Genomic DNA, 18,543 nt, shown 5'->3' with positions numbered 1-18,543 from the left:
ATCGAAATCGAATTAAATTGAAGTATAATTTCAACAACCAACAAGACAGACTTCATGAAGCAATTTCTAAAAGTTCTCAAGATCAGCTTACTTACCTTTCTTATTTTGTTATTCTCACTAGTAGTGGCTGGATGGTTGCTGCAAGACCGAATTACAAAATATGCTTTGGATGAATTGAGTCAGACTTTTAATGCCCCTATGGCTACAAAAGATGTCAACTTTTCATTGATCAAAGATTTCCCGTTGGCCAGCATTCAGTTTGAAGGACTTTGGTTAGGTGCTTATCAATGGGGTGATAACAACGAAATACTCGCAGTGGACACGTTGGCTAAAGTCAATAACCTTTTTATAAGTGTGAATACGCGTGATTTATTGAATGAGATTTTCACCATTCGAAAAGTAGAATTGGAAGATGCATTTGTGAAGTATGAAATTGATTCACTAGGTGGCACCAACTTCGATTTTTTAATGAGTTCTGATACCCTTGCTGTTGAGGAAGAAGTCGAAGGAGAACCTTTGGATTTAACAGCTGAAGGCATAAGACTTAACAACTTCACCCTGATATACAAGGATGATCAACAAAAGATCAAAAGCAAGGTTTACATCCCAGAAATCAATGGTGCAGTACGCCTAAAAGACCCAAAGACCTTCGCACATTTTAGAGGTGACTTAGAAGTCACTGATTTTTTTGTTCAGGACACGCAACTAGACAGACTGGAAAAGGCTGATTTGTCAATTAACCTAACATTTAAATCCGACACTTTAGAAATTGAATCACTTGCCCTACAAACCAACGAACTCAATCTATCAACCAAAGGAAAACTGATCATTGGAGATCAGATGTATGCTGACTTAAATACAGAGATCAATGCACCAAGCCTGGCTCAACTAACCAAATATGCGCCTGGTGATCTTATAAAATCAAATGGCATCAATCAAATTTCAGGGAGCCTTACGGTTCAAGCCTATGTTCAAGGCATTATAGGAGAAGAAGAACTTCCTCACTACGAAGTGGCCATCAAATACAATCAGGGTAGCTTGAAATATGAAGATTATCCATTGATTTATAATATTGGAATTGATACAGAAATCACCAACGGATCGCAAAACAATAATGCCACAACAGCAATTAAGTTATCGGAATTTGTAGCCAGCATAAGTGGAAGCAGAATAAACTTAAGCGGCAACTTTAACAACCTCGATAAAGTCAGATACAACATCAATTCAAGCTTAGACTTGGATCTGGATGCCTCTAAGTACATAGTTCCCGATTCAATAGCTCGGGACATTGGAGGGAAAATAAAACTGCAACTCGCGACCAAAGGTATTGCTCCTGACTCCGTAACCAGTGACTTTGTACAATCTGTGCTAACCAATACATCTGCTAATATCAGCTTCAATCAGTTCAAACTGAAAATGGATGAATCTGTAGACTTGAGAGGAATGACTGGACAACTAAGCTATTCAGACCGCAGCATTAAGTTGATCGATTTAAGTGCCTATCTGGCAGACCATAAAATCAACCTCATAAAAAACAATATAGACATGAGATTTGAAGGTGATCCGTTGGCACCAGAAACTATGACTATTGACATTCCGAGATTTCACTTGGCTACTGCGGAAGGATCGATTGATGGCTCTGCTAAACTGGATCAGCTCAAATACCTAGAGTTTGCAATCAACAACAAATTAGACATGGATTTGGCTCAAATCAAACGTTTTACTTCAGACACCCTAGTCAATGACATGAGCGGTACGATACAGGCCTCTATTCAATCCAAAGGCAAGTTAAATATTGAGAAGATGGAGGATAGTGAAATTGAAGCCATCATGTACGACAACACCAATTTTGATTTAACATTCAAGCAGGTCAATCTCCACATGAAAGACACTTTGATGAATGTTAAAAATCTGAGTGGAAAAGTCACCAAAGCTGATCACAATATATCGGTAAACGATCTAAAAGGCGGGTATCAAGGCATTTCGTTTGATATTAATACTACAGTAGAGAATGCCTTCAACACTACCCTCAGAAACAAACCAGGAACGTTGAAAGTAGATGGCATCTATAAGCTTGGTGATATTGATTATAAGATGTTGGGTGCACTCATGTCTGAAGAAGAATCAACAACCACAGAAGAAACAGAATCTACACCTCCCCTATGGAACTATGAGGTCACCGGGCAAGCCTTCGTGAAAAGCTTTAAATATGATGAAACGACGATCAAAGACATTGAAGCCAGTTACGATATCAACGATGCCAACAAACTCATCAAAAGCAATGTCAAAGTAGGACAAACGCAGTATGGTAAAACCGCCACGGTAAATAATCTAACCACCAAGCTGGAAATGAATATGTCCAACAATGAGGTAAAAGGAAAGTTGGCCATTACAGACATGAAGTATGAAGACGCCATACTGAAAGACATTTCTGCACTTTACAACGTCAACGATACCGTTTATACTATCGATCAACTCAAATTCAAAGGGTTTGGAGGTGAGACCATTTCATCTATAAAAGTTCATATGAAACCTGAAGATGAAATGGAGGTTGAAATGAAAGGAAACATCGTAGAATTAGATGTTCGAAGATTGATGAAAGAAATGAAAAATCTATATCAAGATGAGATGACTTATGAACAAATTAATGGCATTGTATCTTCAGACAATTTCTTCTTAAAGTTTAAGATGATAGGCGACTCATTAATTTATCCTGAAATGATGATGACTTGTGACCTCAAGTTTCATGACGGAGGTATTTACCATTACCCTCCTGTTCAATTACTTGCCGAAGACCTTCCAAAAATAGATAATTTAGATACATTAAGCTTCAAGACAATTGATACTCACATGTTTATATTTAACGACGCCATTTACGTACCTAGAACCTATATTGTAAGTAGTTTATTTGATATAGATATGCTTGGAATGCAGAGCTTTGGTGAAGACTACAGGTATCATGTAGGGGTTAATTTGGGACAAGTTTTAGGAAAAAAGAAAGCGTCTAGTCTAGAGGATGATTCTGAATCTAAAAAAGTGAAAATGATTCGAGTTAAAGCAACAGGACATAAAGGTGATTACAAGAATGGTATTGACAATGTAAAGGATAGAGATAAAATGAAAACGATCGTATTTACAAAAGAAAGATCATTAAGATTGGCCTTCCACCCAAAATGGTTCAACTTTGAGACTGGTGCTGAAGAAATGTAAAAAAATAATCTAGATTCTTCGACATTTATTACACAATAAATATTCTTTTATATCATTATCTTTAAAATAGATTATATCAAAAAATACAAACATGAAAAAGCATTTATTTCTATACTTCCTACTATCTCTTTCAGTTGTCACTATTAGTTCATGTGGTGATGATGATGAAGAATCCTGTGATCCGGTTCCAGTTTGTACAAATGAGACAGCAACATCATGTTGTACTTGTGCGGACGATTCATGCTGCACATACACATATGACGGTGTAGAATATAAAACTGAGGATGAAGTTGCAGATGCATGCGGCGGTTCTGCAGCAGTAAGAGCTCAGACAATAGAAGCTCTGAAAGCTTCAAGAATTCGCGCCAAAGCTAGTTTTTAAGCGCTACCAAGTTCAGTTACCGAAAAGGGACTTAAACCAGGACTCGGACTTCCGGTTCTTTTTAAGTTCCTTTTCTAGTTTATCCCCTCTTGGGTTTACAGCTACTATCACGCCATCCCCATCAATTAGGTAGCTCATTGGCACACTGGATATTCCATAGGCAATAGCTGCTTCATTCTTCCAGCCTTTCAAATCACTGACGTGTGTATCCCAAATCAGACTATCCTTAGCTATTGCCTTTTCCCAGGCCTCTTTTTTCTTATCTAACGAGACGCCATATACGGTGAAACCTGTTCCATTTTCAAATTCTTCATCTTTATACTTCAGGTAATCTGCTAAAATTCGTGGATTCTCTTTTCGACAAGGTTTGCACCACGACGCCCAAAAATCAATAAATACCATTTGCCCTCTCAGTGAAGATAATTTCACGATTTCACCATTCATATTCGGTAAAGCAATGTCAGGCGCCACTTCCCCAACCTTAAAAGTAGGATCAGTAGAACCCATCAAAACCAGAGCAAGAGAAAGTATAAGTAGTTGTTTCATAGTCGTATGTTAGCCAAAAACTAAGCCAAAATGATTTCAACCGGCTCAATTCAGCATTAAATATAATTCTTCCAAAAGGAATATCACGTGAACAAATAAAACAAAATCAACTCGGGAGAAACTGCCTTATTCTAATTCTAGTTTTTCATAAGGCTGAAACAAACTCAAATTCAGCATTTCAACATTCTTTTGAAATTCTAGCCATTCATTTTCAAAAAACGTATTGGTTTGAGTGAGTACCCCATCCAATTGTGATTTCAATTGATTGGCAGCTAATTCTTGTGACGAGTTGTTCATACTATAGAGTTGAGAATAGAAACTTGTTGTCCATAGTTTACCTGAAATAATGTGTCCTCCATCGATAAAGCCTTGAAGGTCCTCTTTATCGTTGATCAATTCTTTGAGAGATTTAATTTTTTTCTTCAACTCTTTAGCTGTACTCGTGATATTATCGTTTGCTACACTCTGTCTTTTCATAGCAGCCAGCGTTAGTTCAATGCTCTTATTGGCTTCATTTAATTGATCAATGGCCATAGTAGCCAACATTTGATATTTAGTGATCTGATCTAGCGTTTGAGCATTCTTGGCCATTGTTTCTTCTGTAATGTCTATTCTTGGATCCTTTTTGATCAACACACTAGTCATCACAGAATCATTACCACATTTGAATTGCACCCCATACTTTCCGGGAAGAACCCAGCGTCCCGAAACATCCTGAATTTCCTTTTCTGGTTTAGCAGTAGTCGTAGAGCGAAATCCTCTTCTACACATGTCCCAATTGTAACGATTCATGCCCTGCTTACCTACGGTAAAAGTTTTTCTGATTTCATTATTAGAAGCATCAAATACTTTGATCCACACAGTATCCGATTTGATTGTAGTGTCTTGTTTAGATGTTTTCTTTAGCGAATAAGTCAAGAGTGCACCATTGGCCTTGTCGTCACCTTTATAAATAGCATCACCCTGAAACCTGGTACCCGCTGCCTCTTTTCGACTCCACAGGTAGGCATCCGCAGCTTCATATGCATAAATGTTTCTACTGAGCAAAGAAGTCCCTTCTTTAGCCAAGGCTCTTAACGGACGAATATCATCCAGCACCCAAATGGATCGTCCAAAGGTACCTATCACTAGATCTCCAAATTCTTCCTGAATATCCAAATCATAGGTAGAGACCGTAGGATACCCTTCTTTCCATTGATTCCATGATTGTCCAGCATTGAATGAAACATACAAACCAAACTCAGTACCTACGAACATGAGATTAGGTTCTACAGGGTCTTGAACATAACTTAAAACGTAGCCTGACACATCCTGATCATCAACCAACCTTTCCCAGGTTTTACCGAAATCTGTCGTACGGTATAACCACGGTGTCCAGTCATCCCTCCTGTAGTCATTGACGACCAATACGGCTTCCCCTGCGTTGTATTTAGATGCTTTCACTTGAGGCATCCAAGCGCCTGATTTTAAGCCTTTGATTCTACTATTCAGAATTGTCCATGTCTTTCCTCCATCTTTGGTCAATTGGATATTGCCATCATCAGTAGACACCCATAATACCTGATCATCAATTGGTGATGGAGAAATAGCCAAAATGGTAGTGAAGTTTTCCGCCCCAGAGGCATCCATAGTTAGTCCGCCACTTTCATTGCTTTTTTGTTTGGCCGGATCGTTGGTGGTAAGATCAGGAGAAATAATGGTCCAATTCTGTCCTTTATCAACACTCTTGTGTACGAACTGGCTACCGTAGTAAACTACGTCTGGATTCGTTGGGTCCTGCGCTATCGCGGCATTCCAATTAAACCTCAATTTTTTACCATCTGGATGAACAGGCTTAATATACTGTGACTCACCAGTTTCCAGATCTATATACAACACATTACCCCCTTGCCACATACCAAATGCATATCGAGGATTAGAGCGATCAGGCACCACATCAAATCCGTCACCAAAAGCTATTTCGTCCCAATAACTGTTTCTGATACCTCCATTTCTGAGTGAATTAGATGGCCCTATCCAGGAACCATTATCCTGCATGCCACCATAAATATTGTAAGGCACTTGATTATCGGTAGAAATGTGATAGAATTGACCTACAGGTAGATTCTCTACAAATCTAAACGTCTTCGCTCTATCTCTAGAAATCGCCAGTCCGCCGTCATTGCCTATAATAACCAAAGAAGGGTCTGTAGGATGAATCCAAATAGCATGGTAATCTCCATGCACACGCGTAGGATTCCAGCCCAATAGTGTTGAGAATGTCTTCCCTCCATCCTCGCTTAACCCTACCTCAGAATAAATATTATACAATCGATTTTCATTCAATGGATCTGCGGCTATTTCTGCATAGTAAAATGGTCGACCACCCACTTCTTTGTCTTGCACCTTCTTCCATTTTACTCCTCCATCTTCAGATTTGTATAGTGCGTTCTTTTTTGATTCTATTAAGGCATACACCACTTTAGGATTACTTCTTGAAATGGCCAATCCCATTCGACCTAATTCACCTTCAGGCAAACCATCTTCATTGGTCAACTTCTTCCAAGTCTCGCCTCCATCATAAGTAACATGCAGCGCAGAGCCCTCACCCCCAGATTTAAAAAACCACGGCCATCTTCTAAACTCCCACATGGCTGCAAATAACTTATTCGGATTATTTGGGTCCATGACCAATTCTCCAATTCCTGTTTTTAAATTGGTGTACAATATTTTTTTCCATGATTTACCTCCATCCATAGATTTGTATACTCCTCTGTCTGAACTTTCACCCCAGGCCGATCCTTGTGCACCCACATAAATGACATTTGAATTTCTAGGATCTATAATTACTCTATGAATATTTCTGGTACCTTCCAGTCCCATCAATTGCCATGTTGCACCTCCATCGAGTGTCCTATAGACTCCAGCGCCACTTGTTGCACTATTTCTCGGGTTACCTTCACCTGTACCAATCCAGATCACATCTGGGTTAGACTGATCAATAGCCAAAGCACCAACAGAGGCAACTGCTTCTTTTTCAAAAACTGGGATCCAAGTCACACCGCCGCCTTCGGACTTCCATACCCCACCAGAGGCTGTACCTATATAAATTATATCTGGATTGGCATGTACCGCATCAATAGCAGTAACTCTTCCGCTCATACCTGCAGGTCCTATATTACGTATTTTCATGCCTTTCATTAAAGACATGTCAATGTCTTGTGCGCACGAAAAATAGGAAAGTAAAGCTAAGCTCAGGGTTGTTAAGATATTTCGCATGGATTAATGTTTTTTTACATAACTAAAATAACCATTCTTTACTGAAGCTAGACTCTAATCTGATAAACGGATAATAAATGTGATAAACAGAAGGGCACAAAAAAACCACGTTTGCACGTGGTTATATAGTTGAGGTTATGTACTCATATCCAAGACATAACCAGTTGAAATCTTAACAATAATAAGAATTCTAGACTTGGTTAAAAAACCTAAGTCCTCTTTTTTCTAAACGTAATCGGAATGTACTCGTCAGTTGGTATGCCGATATGAGCCAAATCCCACTCCTGATCATAACTAGACACTAAGTTTTTAATACACTCTACCCGATCTTCTGTAGGAAAAGGACATTCCTCCCAATAGAAAATTTCAACTCGATAGCTGTATTGTTTTTTGATCCCATTGATCTTTACTTCAACACTGATGTCCTGATCTTCTTCTAGTCGCGGGATTTCGATTCCGATGATACTCATAATTTCAAGTTTTATTTGATATAGTTAATGTTTTGTTAACAAAAAATATACCTAATCAATTATCTGCCTGATATACTGATAGTTATACAAATAATTAAAGTCAGATCATGATCGGTTTTGATACAATCGTTGTACGAAAAATGAGCACATAAAATTTATACCATTAATTAGAAATAAATGTTTGAACATATTTAGAGGTATCACGTACACTTGATTCAAGAAAATATTAATTTGGCAAATTGAAAGAAAGGTTTTTAAATATGAATATGAGCAATTGGTGGATACTGATCGTTATCCTCACTCCTCTTGCCCTTGGTGGATGCTATCGTCCAGAATACCCCTCCAAGTTTATCTCTTCTGATTTAAAGGAATTTGAGTCTTATCAAAAGAAGTGTGCTTCCAGACCTTCTCCTCCCGCTAGAGCTATAACAAGTCTAGGAGATACTGATGTTTTTATAACCTATAGTCAACCTGCGGTAAAAGGTCGTACCATTTGGGGTGATTTAGTTCCTTTCGATCGAATTTGGAGAACCGGAGCCAATGAAGCCACAGTACTTTCAGCTACAGGCAACATATTAGTGAATGGAGACACATTACTTGCAGGAAACTATGCGCTATACACCATACCCACTAAAGACAAATGGACAGTCATATTAAATACTAAATATGAAGTTTGGGGAGCTTACGATTATGATCAGTCCCTTGATGTGCTACGCTTTGAAGTTGAACCTTCTACAAACAATGATTTAAGCGAAAGAATGACTTTCACAATCGATGATACTGGAGTGATCGAATTTGCTTGGGATCAATTGAAATTCGACTTTCTAGTGATGCCACTATAGTCAAACTAGTTGAGTTTCGTTTGCTCTCATCGTTCCGTCTTCTTCTACGGACTGCATGTTGACTAATCTTAGTTCATTCACTAAATCTTCCTGATAAGGCAATTTGACTTTTAGATAATTTTCAGTGAAGCCGAACATAAAGTCGTCCTTCACATCATTTTCCAATAGTACAGTAAACTCATTTCCAATTTGAGATTCATAGAATGCCTGCTTCTTCTTTTCTGAAAGAATACGGAGCATATTTGAACGTTCATTCCTTTCTTTTTTGGGCACTACCCCATCCATTTCTACTGCGTTTGTATTCGCTCGTTCTGAGTATGTGAATACATGTAAGTAAGAAACTGGCAATTCATTGATGAAATTGTAGGTATCCAAAAAATCTTCATGAGTCTCTCCTGGAAAGCCAGTAATTACGTCCACTCCAATACATGCATTGGGCATGGTCTCCTTTATTTTAGCTACACGCTCCACGTATAGCTCTCTCAAATATCTTCTATTCATCAACTTGAGAATCTTGTTGCTCCCAGATTGTAGTGGAATATGAAAATGCGGAGCAAATCGCTTACTCTCCGCAACAAATTCAATGATCTGATTATTCAACAAGTTAGGCTCTATAGAAGAAATTCTAAAACGCTCAATCCCTTCTACTTCATCCAACGCCTTCACTAACTCAAGAAAACGTTCTTTTCTTCTTCCACCTTGCACACCAAAGTCCCCGATATTAACTCCAGTTAACACCACTTCTTTTACCTCAGTTTGAGCAATTTCATGAGCTGATTTCAGGATATTCTCTATACTATCACTTCTACTTTTTCCCCTGGCGAGTGGAATAGTACAGAAAGCACAACCATAATTACAACCATCTTGAACCTTGAGGAAAGTCCTTGTACGGTCTGCTATTGAATAGGCGTTGTTGAATTCTGTCGCATTTGAAATTTCAGAAGCACAAATGATGGCTTCTTTCCGTTTTTCAAAATCTTTAAGATGTTCTAATAGCTTAAATTTTTCAGCTGCACCTAATACAGCATCCACACCTGGAATCTCAGAAATCTTTTTAGGTTTTAATTGTGCAAAACAACCTATAATGACCACAAATGATTCTGGGGATACCTTCTTTGCGTTTTTTACAATTTGACGGCATTTTTTATCTGCATTTTCAGTAACCGAACAGGTGTTGATTACAAAGATGTCAGGCTCATTTTCAAAAGCCACCTTCTCATAACCTTCCTCTTCGAAAAGTCTTGAAATGGTTGAGGTTTCAGAAAAATTGAGCTTGCAGCCCAAGGTATAAAATGCAACTTTTTTCATGCCGAATAAATAAAACGCAAAGCTACTAAAAAAAAGAAAGCCCCACTAGGGGGCTTTCTCCAAGGTAAATCTCTTTACCTTTTTCTCAATGAAGCGTCTTTATTAAAATATATATCTTACACCAAGCTGCAATTGCCATCTAGACTGTAGTCCAAAATCATCCGCAAATGTCTCTTTGGCGTTTGTATCGAATGAATAAACAGGCTCACCTGTTGCCTCAGTTCTAACATATCCAATAGGCGAGGTATTTAAAGGAACTTGTCTCACACCCCATTTATTGGAAATCAGATTGCCAATATTAAGAATATCTAAGCTTAACTGCAAAGTTTGTTCACCAATATAAAAATCTTGTAGTACTCTCATATCCCAAGTTGAGAACCAAGGGCTTAAAGCACTATACTTTTCAGCATATCTTCCTCGTCGAACATTTAAGTACTCATCCTGTGCAATATAAGACTTCAACCCTGCACGCTGGTCTGCCTCTGTAGCGAAAAATGTATCGAATTGCATCTGATCAATTTCACCATCTGTTGGCACGTAGATCAGGTCATTTAAGCCTGAGCCATCATTATTGATATCTCCTGCATAAGTGTATGAGAATCTTCCGCCCTGAGCATATTCTATAAAGAAAGAAACCGTAGTCGCTGTTTTATCTCCACCATAAGTAAACTTCTTGTTAATGGTACCTACAATTCTATGTCTATTTCCATAAAGCGACGGAGAAGCAACAGCTTCATTCACATTATTTATCGCTGGATTTCTATCATAAGTATCACTTGAAATTTCTCCTACGAGCGATGAGGCATCTTTTGAATCAAGGAAGTTATAAGCTAAAGAAGTATATAATCCATTAGTCCAGCTCTTCTTCAATTCCAATGAAAGGTTCACACTACGACCAACATCTGAGTTCGACAATACATACGCATTCGTCGCACCGCCAAATACAGTCGCTCTATCTCCAGCTCCATATACTTGTCTTCCCGGTTGTCCAGAAAGTGTTGAATTAGGCTGAATCAAGCCGTAGTTTCTAACCATAATCCCATTGACATCCTTAGAATAAACTAAGTCAGCAGAAAGTGTAAATCCTTCGCCGAGTTTCTTGTCCACACCCAAATTAGTTTTCCAAACCTGTGGAAATTTAAAATCAGTTCTTGATACGGTATAGAAAAAGAAATTAGGGTTAGCCACCTGATTACCGATCCATACGAATGGAAATCTACCCGTAAATAAGCCTGTTCCCCCTCTTACCTGAACAGTTCTATCTCCGTTCACATCCCAGTTGAATCCAAATCTTGGTGAAAACAATGGTTTTTGCTCTGGAAACTCTAGTGAATTAAACATGATAGGATCGCCATTTTCATCATAGTATTGAATGCTTGGATCATAGCAACAGTTTCTGTCTATGTTTTCCTGCATTTTTTCCTCAGTATCAAAATACAAAGGCACATCCATTCTTAAACCAAAAGTCAAAGCCAGATTATCAGTGGCTTGCCATTCATCTTGCGCATAGAATGAAAGTTGACCAACATTCGTTTCTGCCAATGCCCATCCACCAGTATCAGGTGTTGCCGCATTGTTCGAAGCAAAAAGAGCTTCTGCAGCAGCTTTCTGCCCTGCGATATATCCGCTAGCTATTGAATCCTGAAATTGTGCTACACTTGAGTATGCCGGTCCAAAAGTTCCTCCATAGGCACCTAAGTTGAACGAGTTATCAAACATGAACTTCTCAAAAGATCCTCCAACAGTAAAAGTATGAGCACCTTTAAAAATATTGACATTGTTTGTTATTTGAATCACATCCTGATCTAACCTATTGTGAATAGAGAAAGGTTCGTGACCTGCAACAATGTAATTGATCGTATTGTTTGCAATATTCAAATCTGGAAAAGGTTCACTTTTAGGATCTCTCGCATCTCTAAACATGGTCATTCCTACTTGCAATTTGTTTGATACTGTATTACTGAAAATAGAATTTAATTCCAGCATTCCGGACTGGATCTTATTTTCAATATTGTACCCTGAATTTTCAAATTGCATGGTCGTTCTATCCGGCCCTCTTCTAATAATTGCATTAGGGTGAGCTGGCAAATCTCTATTCGCATCGAGCATGTTGTATGTAGCTGTCAAACTGTGCTTATCATTGATATTCCAATCAATTTTCAACATGGCCTTTAAGTTTTCTGTTTTATGCGTATAACCTTGATAATCCCCAGGATCGTGACCTATACTTCTCAACGCACTTTGAACAGCAATCAAATCTGCTTCAGAAACTCTAGCTACATTACTTTCTCCAGAGTTACTTCCATTATCAGCAACAACATTTTGACCTAGGTCCTCTCTTCTCTCCATTTCCATATTGGCGAAGAAGAAAAGTTTGTTTTTAATGATCGGTCCACCTAGGGAAAAACCACCTTGAAATTGAGTCAAGTCAGGAACATCAATAGAAGTTCCATTCACTTTCTTTCCAGTCATGGCTTGATTTCTATAGAAGCCAAACGCCGTACCCTTCAAAGCGTTAGTACCACTCTTTGTTACTGCATCTACGGAAGCTCCTGTAAATCCAGCTTTGGTGACATCAAACGGTGCCACCGATACTTGTATCTGATCAATTGCATCTAATGAAATGGGTTGAGCACCTGCCTGTCCACCAGGAGTGGCTGCATCTAGTCCGAATGGGTTGTTAAAAATTGAGCCATCCAATGAAAAGTTGGTATCGTGATCACTTCGACCAGCAAATCCATTTCCATCATTAGACGGAGTTAATCTAAATATATCTTGTGTAGATCTAGAAATTGTGGGTAATAACACCAACTGATCATTGCTAATAGTAGTCTCAGCGCCAGTGCGCTCACTATTCATTACATCATCACGATTGGCGGTAATGACCACTTCTTGAATGGTGGTGGCGTCCTCTTGCAGCACAAAGTCTAGTCGCTGCTTTTGACCTAATGTCAAAAAGACACCTTCTACTTTTTGACTTTTGAAGCCTACAAAAGATACCTCTACTGAATATGGGCCGCCAATTTTAGCGTTAGGAATATCATATCCACCATCCAGTCTTGTTGATACACCATACTTAGTACCTGTAGGTACGTGTATAGCAATTACCGTAGATCCTACCAGATCCGCTCCATCGGTACCTTGCACCCTACCTGTAATCCACGAGGTGGTAGTCTGTGCAAAGGCACCAATACTAAAAAATAAGAAAGCAATCCCCATATACAGGGATTTTCGAGTATTGGTTTTTATCATAATTAAGAGTTTGAGTGAAACGCCAAAAATAAATAAATAATATTATGCGTGCATACATATTAAAAAAACTATATGTAGGTACAAACAATTTTCTTGCAACCTTTTTGATCCGCTCTAGTCCTTATATAGAACAATCAAAATTAAAAACTCATGAAAAAAGCAATAACCTGTTTAAGCATCCTATTAGCCAGCATCATAGCCGTACAGGCTCAAACAAGTGACACCAGGAAACTTGACACATTTGATGAAATAAAAGTAAGTGAATCCATATCGGTGAGAATGAAAAAAGGCTCTATCAATGAAGCCAAAATAGAAACTCGAGGGGTTGACACAGACCGAGTTGAAACCGAAGTCGAAGGCAACACACTTTACATTAGAATGAAAAGAGGTAACTACTTCTCTAAAAATGTAGAAATAGAACTCACCTACGCAAATGAATTAGAAGCGGTATCGGTCAGTTCCTCCGGCTCCATCATTGGGTCAGATGAAATCGCTACTGAAAAATTTGAAATAAAAGCTAGTAGCTCAGGAAGAGCTGACTTAATTCTTAATGTCAGAGAACTTGAGGTTAGAGTATCGAGTAGTGCTGACGTTATTCTCTCGGGCAAAGCAAAATTCCAAGAAATAGATATCAGTAGTTCAGGACGACTATCCGCCTATGACATGGACAGTGAAGAAGTGGACGTACAAGTAAGTAGCTCAGGAAAAGCAGAAGTAACCGTACATGGTTTGATTGAAGGAAGAGCCAGTAGTAGTGGAAAAGTTTACTACAGAGGGAATCCTGACAAAGTTTATGTAGATACGAGCAGTAGCGGTAAAGTAAGAAAAGACTAGAGTTGAGCTAAGACATAAAAAAGCCAGAATCTTGTTTAGATTCTGGCTTTTTTTATGGATATGTCTCGTCCTGAAATAAGTTGACACAAAAACGACTTATTTATGAAAGACGAGAAGCGCAGTTCTTTAGGAGGGAAAAAGCGCACCCAGCGCGACTACAACATGGGCTTTAAACTGGCGGTTGTATCTGAAGTGGAAAAAGGCGAAATGACCTACAAGCAAGCCCAAAAAACTTATGGTATACAAGGAAGGAGTACAGTTTTGGTTTGGTTACGCAGATATGGTAAATTAGACTGGAGTCACCCGAAGCAACACTTTATGGCCTCACCTAAATCAAAAGAGACACCAGCACAGAAGATCAAGCGATTAGAACGTGAATTATCTGATGAGCGATTGAAGAATGAGATTCTTAATATGATGATTGACATCTCAGACAAAGAACACGGAACTTCAATCAGAAAAAAGGGATTACCCAAACAATCTGGCGCATCCGAGAAGAAAAGCACGTGAGTCTCTCACGTAGCTGTCGACTGTTTGGGATTAGTAGACAGGCGGTTTATCAATCAATACAGAGATCTAAGCAAAGAGCAGAAGAACTCTCCAGGATCAAACCCCTTGTCCAAAAGGTAAGGATGCAAATGCCCCGACTGGGCACGCGGAAGCTGTACCATTCATTGAAAGGTGAATTTGACCGGCAAAACATAAAAGTGGGTAGAGATGCTTTGTTCAACTATTTAAGAGCCGAACACCTGCTCATCAAGCCAAAGAAGAATTATACAAAAACTACCAACAGTAAGCATTGGTTGAGAAAATACCCCAACCTATTGAAGGATCGGAAAGCTATTCGCCCTGAAGAAGTTTTTGTCAGTGATATTACTTACATCAAAAGTAGGGAGCGAACCCATTACCTCTCTTTGGTCACAGATGCATATAGTAGAAAGATTATGGGCTATCACCTCAGTGATGACATGAGTGCTGAACACGTGGTCAAAGCACTGAAAGTTGCTGTCAAAAACAGAAAAACAACCCAAACGCTTATTCATCATTCCGATAGAGGATTACAATATTGCTCCACTCTTTATCAGTCTGAGCTTAGTAATCATCAAATCACCCCATCTATGACCGATGGGTATGACTGCTATCAAAATGCACTAGCAGAAAGAGTTAATGGTATCCTAAAGGGGGAGTTCCTCATTCATAAATGCAATACTGGCCAAGAATTGAAAATACTGATCAAAGAGTCAATAGATACCTACAACAATCAAAGACCTCATCTAAGTCTCAACTATAAAACACCTAACTTTATACATGAAAAAACCTGTGAATATCAATCCACAGGTTTTACTTAAATCTTTTTAAAAACCGTCAACCTATTTTAGGACGGGTCAATAAACATTTCTTATGATAAAGAGACATGTTCTTCAATCCCTACAATACTTTCAGTTACATTAATAATGTGATCTCCGATTCGCTCACATCCAAATATTATATCTCTGTAAACAATACCAGTTTGCACATCGTAGTGATTCTCTTCTACACTCTTCCAATGTTGCTTACTTAGTTCTTTCTTTAATTTATTGATAGCAGTCTCTTTGGACATGGCCTCTTCCAATTCTACCTCTGAGTAATCTGCTTTTAAATTCGCATGCATTACAGCCAAGGCATCGTCGACAAGTCCAAATATTTTCTTAATGCTCTCTACTTGCCCTTCGGTAAAAGTCAAGCTGTGTTTGTTCTTTCTGTTGATTTCACGTGACATTCTCATGAAAATGTCAGCAGTTCTTTCAAGGTCACTCGTTACACTCATGATCGCACGAATTTCCTCAGAAGCAGCTGTACTCAATCGTCCTTCAGATACTTTTACCAAATAATCATCAATTTCCATCTCCAATTCATCAGTACGATCTTCATATTTCGAAATTTTCTCTGTTAATCTCTCAATACGCTTAGAATCTGATGACTCAATCAGTTCCTGAACAAATTTGCTCATTTTCACTACATGCTTACTGAATTTAGCCACTTCCTTTCTTGCCTCCATCAAAGACAATTCAGCAGTTCTCATCAATTGTGTGCCAATAAATTCCAAGTGAAACTCTTCGTCTTCCTCATCTTTAGATGATATCAACTTAGTAACAACACTTTCGATTTGCGGCACAAACCAAATCATGATTGCCGTATTAAGAATGTTGAAACTAATATGGAAATAAGTTAGTCCCCATTTAATAGCACCTGTTTCGTTCAACGGTGAGCCATTTCCAGTACTTACCATAATAGAATCGATACCATTGATATAGAAGTTAAATATCAAAAGCATCCAAACCACACCGAATACATTGAACATAAAATGAGCAAGTGCCGCTCGCTTCGCATGAACATTTCCTACAAGAGCTGCCAGGTTCGCCGTAATCGTAGTACCGATATTTTCTCCTAAAACTATACCAGCTGCCATATCGTAAGGAATCCAGCCATTATCACACATGATCAAAGTAATAGCCATGGCTGCACTTGAAGATTGTACAACAACAGTCAATATAGTCCCTATCAGAACAGCTATTACTACAGATAAAAATCCAAGATTATTCAAATCCGTAATCCAGGCTAGGATTTCAGGATTGTGTTTCAAATCTGGCACCGCACCTTTTAAAGCACTTAGACCCATAAACAAAAGCGCAAATCCAATTAGGAATTCACCCCAATACTTCAACTCTACCTTTTTGGCAAAAAGCATGGGAAAACCCACTGCTATAATAGGAAGTGTGTAGTGCGAAATACTAAATTTCGAGAAACCAAACACCAAAATAAGCACAGCCGTAATTGTAGTACCAATATTAGCACCCATAATGACACCAATAGCTTGTCTAAGCTTGAGTAGCCCTGCATTCACAAAGCTCACCACCATTACCGTAGTAGCCGAAGAAGATTGAATAATGGCAGTAGTCAAGAACCCTGTAAAAACACCGCTTACTCTATTAGAAGTGATAATACTCATCACAGATCTCAAGGAATCCCCCGCTACCTTCTGAATCGATTCACTCATGACTTTCATTCCATAAATGAAAAAACCGAGCGCACCTACAAGTTTTAAAATGTCGTAAATTCCGTATTCCACGAGATCGTTATTTTATTTTCTGAATAATTATTTTTCGCTGCAAAGCTATAAATATAAAGCAAGTTCAATTTTAAATAAATGTTAAGGATAAACCCAATATTAAACTGCTTACATTAGATATGTTAACAATTTAGTAATATATGGCAAGGCAATCTATTCTACTTTTGCAGCCGGAATTATGGAAGGTAATACAAAACAAAAACAACTTAGTGTACTCCAGTTCATTTTGAGCATATCTATTGCTCTTTTTGCATTTTTGTGGTCATTAGATTTAATGACAAGTACTTTTCATGCCATTGGTAATGAGACCGTAATAAAAATATTATCAATCACGTCCAATCCATTTATAAGCTTATTCATAGGATTATTTATTACGGCTGTTATTCAAAGCAGTAGCACAAGTACTTCGCTTATTGTTGCCGTAGTGGCCTCTGGAGGAATGACATTAGAGAATGCAGTACCTATGATTATGGGTGCTAACATTGGTACAACATTGACTAGTACCATTGTCTCGCTGAGTTATATTACAAACAATAAAGAATTCAAGAATGCCATAGCCACCGGTGTTATGCATGATTTTTTTAATATCATGACAGTAATGATTCTGTTTCCATTGGAATACTACTATCATTTGCTTTCAAAACTATCCACCTCTATTGCTTCAGTTTTCAATCTTTCAACAATACCGACAAAAACAGGACAAGTGACAAGCTCAGGTTTGTTTGATTTCATCAACAGTTTTTTGATAGATGCCATTAACTATGAGATCATCTTGGTATTGATTGCCGGCGCTAGTCTATTTGCCTCAATAAAGATTATATCCAAAATAATATCAAAGAGAATGATTGGCACTTCCGAGGAAAGGTTTCAGGAAGTATTCTTTAAACACAAATTGAACTCATTTGGGCTTGGCGCCATGTTAACCGCTGGTATTCAATCGAGTTCAATTACTACTTCAATCATTGTACCTCTCGGAGCAACTGGTAAGATTCATCTAAGCAAAGTATTCCCATACATTGTTGGAGCCAACATTGGAACAACTATTACGGCATTGATTGCAGCCTTCAATAAATCCGAGGCTGCGGTGAGTATCGCTTTGGTACACTTTCTTTTTAACCTTATTGGCACACTCATCTTTTTGTTCATACCCTATCTAAAACAATTACCCATCCAATACGCGAGAAAATTTGGGCTAATGACTATGCAGTATAAAGTCGTAGGATTCTTCTACATCTTATTTGTGTTTTTCATTCTCCCTTTAGCTTTAATTTTCCTAAATAGGCTATAAAGACCAATATTCGCTATTTTTCTTTTAGTTAACAATTACTTAAC

At 38.3% G+C, this 18,543-nt stretch carries 12 protein-coding genes; 6 read left to right on the top strand and 6 right to left on the bottom strand.

Annotated elements, in window-relative coordinates:
* Positions 1-54 precede the first annotated feature (54 nt).
* The gene (locus R8N23_RS11405; protein WP_318171725.1) at positions 55-3,210 is read left to right on the top strand and encodes a hypothetical protein; all 3,156 of its coding nucleotides are present in this window, start codon (positions 55-57) and stop codon (positions 3,208-3,210) included.
* A gap of 91 nt (positions 3,211-3,301) precedes the next feature.
* On the top strand, positions 3,302-3,592 hold the full coding sequence (locus tag R8N23_RS11400; protein ID WP_318171724.1) for a hypothetical protein: 291 nt from the start codon (positions 3,302-3,304) through the stop codon (positions 3,590-3,592).
* A 12-nt stretch (positions 3,593-3,604) separates the two neighbouring features.
* Here the strand turns inward: R8N23_RS11400 and R8N23_RS11395 are convergent, their stop codons facing one another.
* From R8N23_RS11395 to R8N23_RS11385, 3 genes are all read right to left on the bottom strand, one after another.
* Entirely contained in the window at positions 3,605-4,138 is a 534-nt protein-coding gene (locus tag R8N23_RS11395) for a TlpA disulfide reductase family protein (RefSeq protein WP_318171723.1), read from the bottom strand.
* 126 nt (positions 4,139-4,264) lie between these two features.
* A complete protein-coding gene (locus tag R8N23_RS11390) occupies positions 4,265-7,309 on the bottom strand; it encodes a VPS10 domain-containing protein (protein ID WP_318171722.1) in 3,045 nt (1,014 codons plus the stop codon).
* Between the two features lie 296 nt (positions 7,310-7,605).
* Positions 7,606-7,866, bottom strand: coding sequence for a hypothetical protein (locus tag R8N23_RS11385; RefSeq protein WP_318171721.1), 261 nt, complete (start codon positions 7,864-7,866; stop codon positions 7,606-7,608).
* A gap of 266 nt (positions 7,867-8,132) precedes the next feature.
* Between R8N23_RS11385 and R8N23_RS11380 the strand changes: the two genes are divergently transcribed.
* Positions 8,133-8,708 carry a DUF2911 domain-containing protein gene (locus tag R8N23_RS11380; RefSeq protein ID WP_318171720.1) on the top strand — a complete coding sequence of 192 codons (576 nt, stop codon included), beginning with the start codon at positions 8,133-8,135 and terminating at the stop codon, positions 8,706-8,708.
* Here R8N23_RS11380 and mtaB read toward each other — a convergent pair whose 3' ends face one another.
* Together mtaB and R8N23_RS11370 are read right to left on the bottom strand one after the other, a co-directional pair.
* The gene (mtaB, locus tag R8N23_RS11375) at positions 8,709-10,016 is read right to left on the bottom strand and encodes a tRNA (N(6)-L-threonylcarbamoyladenosine(37)-C(2))-methylthiotransferase MtaB (protein WP_318171719.1); all 1,308 of its coding nucleotides are present in this window, start codon (positions 10,014-10,016) and stop codon (positions 8,709-8,711) included.
* Between the two features lie 102 nt (positions 10,017-10,118).
* Complete coding sequence (locus tag R8N23_RS11370; protein ID WP_318171718.1) at positions 10,119-13,268, bottom strand: carboxypeptidase regulatory-like domain-containing protein; 3,150 nt, start codon at positions 13,266-13,268, stop codon at positions 10,119-10,121.
* A 150-nt stretch (positions 13,269-13,418) separates the two neighbouring features.
* Between R8N23_RS11370 and R8N23_RS11365 the strand changes: the two genes are divergently transcribed.
* Positions 13,419-14,102: a head GIN domain-containing protein gene (locus R8N23_RS11365; protein ID WP_318171717.1), complete on the top strand. Its 684-nt coding sequence runs from the start codon at positions 13,419-13,421 to the stop codon at positions 14,100-14,102.
* 102 nt (positions 14,103-14,204) lie between these two features.
* A protein-coding gene (locus tag R8N23_RS11360) for an IS3 family transposase (RefSeq protein ID WP_318171684.1) occupies positions 14,205-15,451 on the top strand; the annotation gives its coding sequence in 2 pieces (ribosomal slippage) (positions 14,205-14,568 and positions 14,568-15,451; 1,248 coding nt in all).
* Between the two features lie 50 nt (positions 15,452-15,501).
* Here R8N23_RS11360 and R8N23_RS11355 read toward each other — a convergent pair.
* On the bottom strand, positions 15,502-17,211 hold the full coding sequence (locus R8N23_RS11355) for a Na/Pi cotransporter family protein (RefSeq protein ID WP_318171716.1): 1,710 nt from the start codon (positions 17,209-17,211) through the stop codon (positions 15,502-15,504).
* A gap of 178 nt (positions 17,212-17,389) precedes the next feature.
* Here R8N23_RS11355 and R8N23_RS11350 point away from each other — a divergent pair, with 178 nt between their 5' ends.
* Positions 17,390-18,499, top strand: coding sequence for a Na/Pi symporter (locus R8N23_RS11350; RefSeq protein WP_318171715.1), 1,110 nt, complete (start codon positions 17,390-17,392; stop codon positions 18,497-18,499).
* Positions 18,500-18,543 lie beyond the last annotated feature (44 nt).

Source organism: Reichenbachiella sp. (genome assembly GCF_033344935.1).
Classification (GTDB): domain Bacteria; phylum Bacteroidota; class Bacteroidia; order Cytophagales; family Cyclobacteriaceae; genus Reichenbachiella.
The sequence above is the reverse complement of the archived record's forward strand: the minus strand, read 5'-3'. Positions and strand labels throughout refer to the sequence as shown.

What these genes read in the sequence shown, in the direction of transcription:
- R8N23_RS11395 (WP_318171723.1), bottom strand. Translation starts at nt 4,138, where the DNA reads ATGAAACAACTACTTATACTTTCTCTTGCTCTGGTTTTGATGGGTTCT.
- R8N23_RS11385 (WP_318171721.1), bottom strand. Translation starts at nt 7,866, where the DNA reads ATGAGTATCATCGGAATCGAAATCCCGCGACTAGAAGAAGATCAGGAC.
- R8N23_RS11390 (WP_318171722.1), bottom strand. Translation starts at nt 7,309, where the DNA reads ATGAAAATACGTAATATAGGACCTGCAGGTATGAGCGGAAGAGTTACT.
- mtaB (WP_318171719.1), bottom strand. Translation starts at nt 10,016, where the DNA reads ATGAAAAAAGTTGCATTTTATACCTTGGGCTGCAAGCTCAATTTTTCT.
- R8N23_RS11405 (WP_318171725.1), top strand. Translation starts at nt 55, where the DNA reads ATGAAGCAATTTCTAAAAGTTCTCAAGATCAGCTTACTTACCTTTCTT.
- R8N23_RS11350 (WP_318171715.1), top strand. Translation starts at nt 17,390, where the DNA reads ATGGAAGGTAATACAAAACAAAAACAACTTAGTGTACTCCAGTTCATT.
- R8N23_RS11400 (WP_318171724.1), top strand. Translation starts at nt 3,302, where the DNA reads ATGAAAAAGCATTTATTTCTATACTTCCTACTATCTCTTTCAGTTGTC.
- R8N23_RS11365 (WP_318171717.1), top strand. Translation starts at nt 13,419, where the DNA reads ATGAAAAAAGCAATAACCTGTTTAAGCATCCTATTAGCCAGCATCATA.
- R8N23_RS11380 (WP_318171720.1), top strand. Translation starts at nt 8,133, where the DNA reads ATGAGCAATTGGTGGATACTGATCGTTATCCTCACTCCTCTTGCCCTT.
- R8N23_RS11370 (WP_318171718.1), bottom strand. Translation starts at nt 13,268, where the DNA reads ATGATAAAAACCAATACTCGAAAATCCCTGTATATGGGGATTGCTTTC.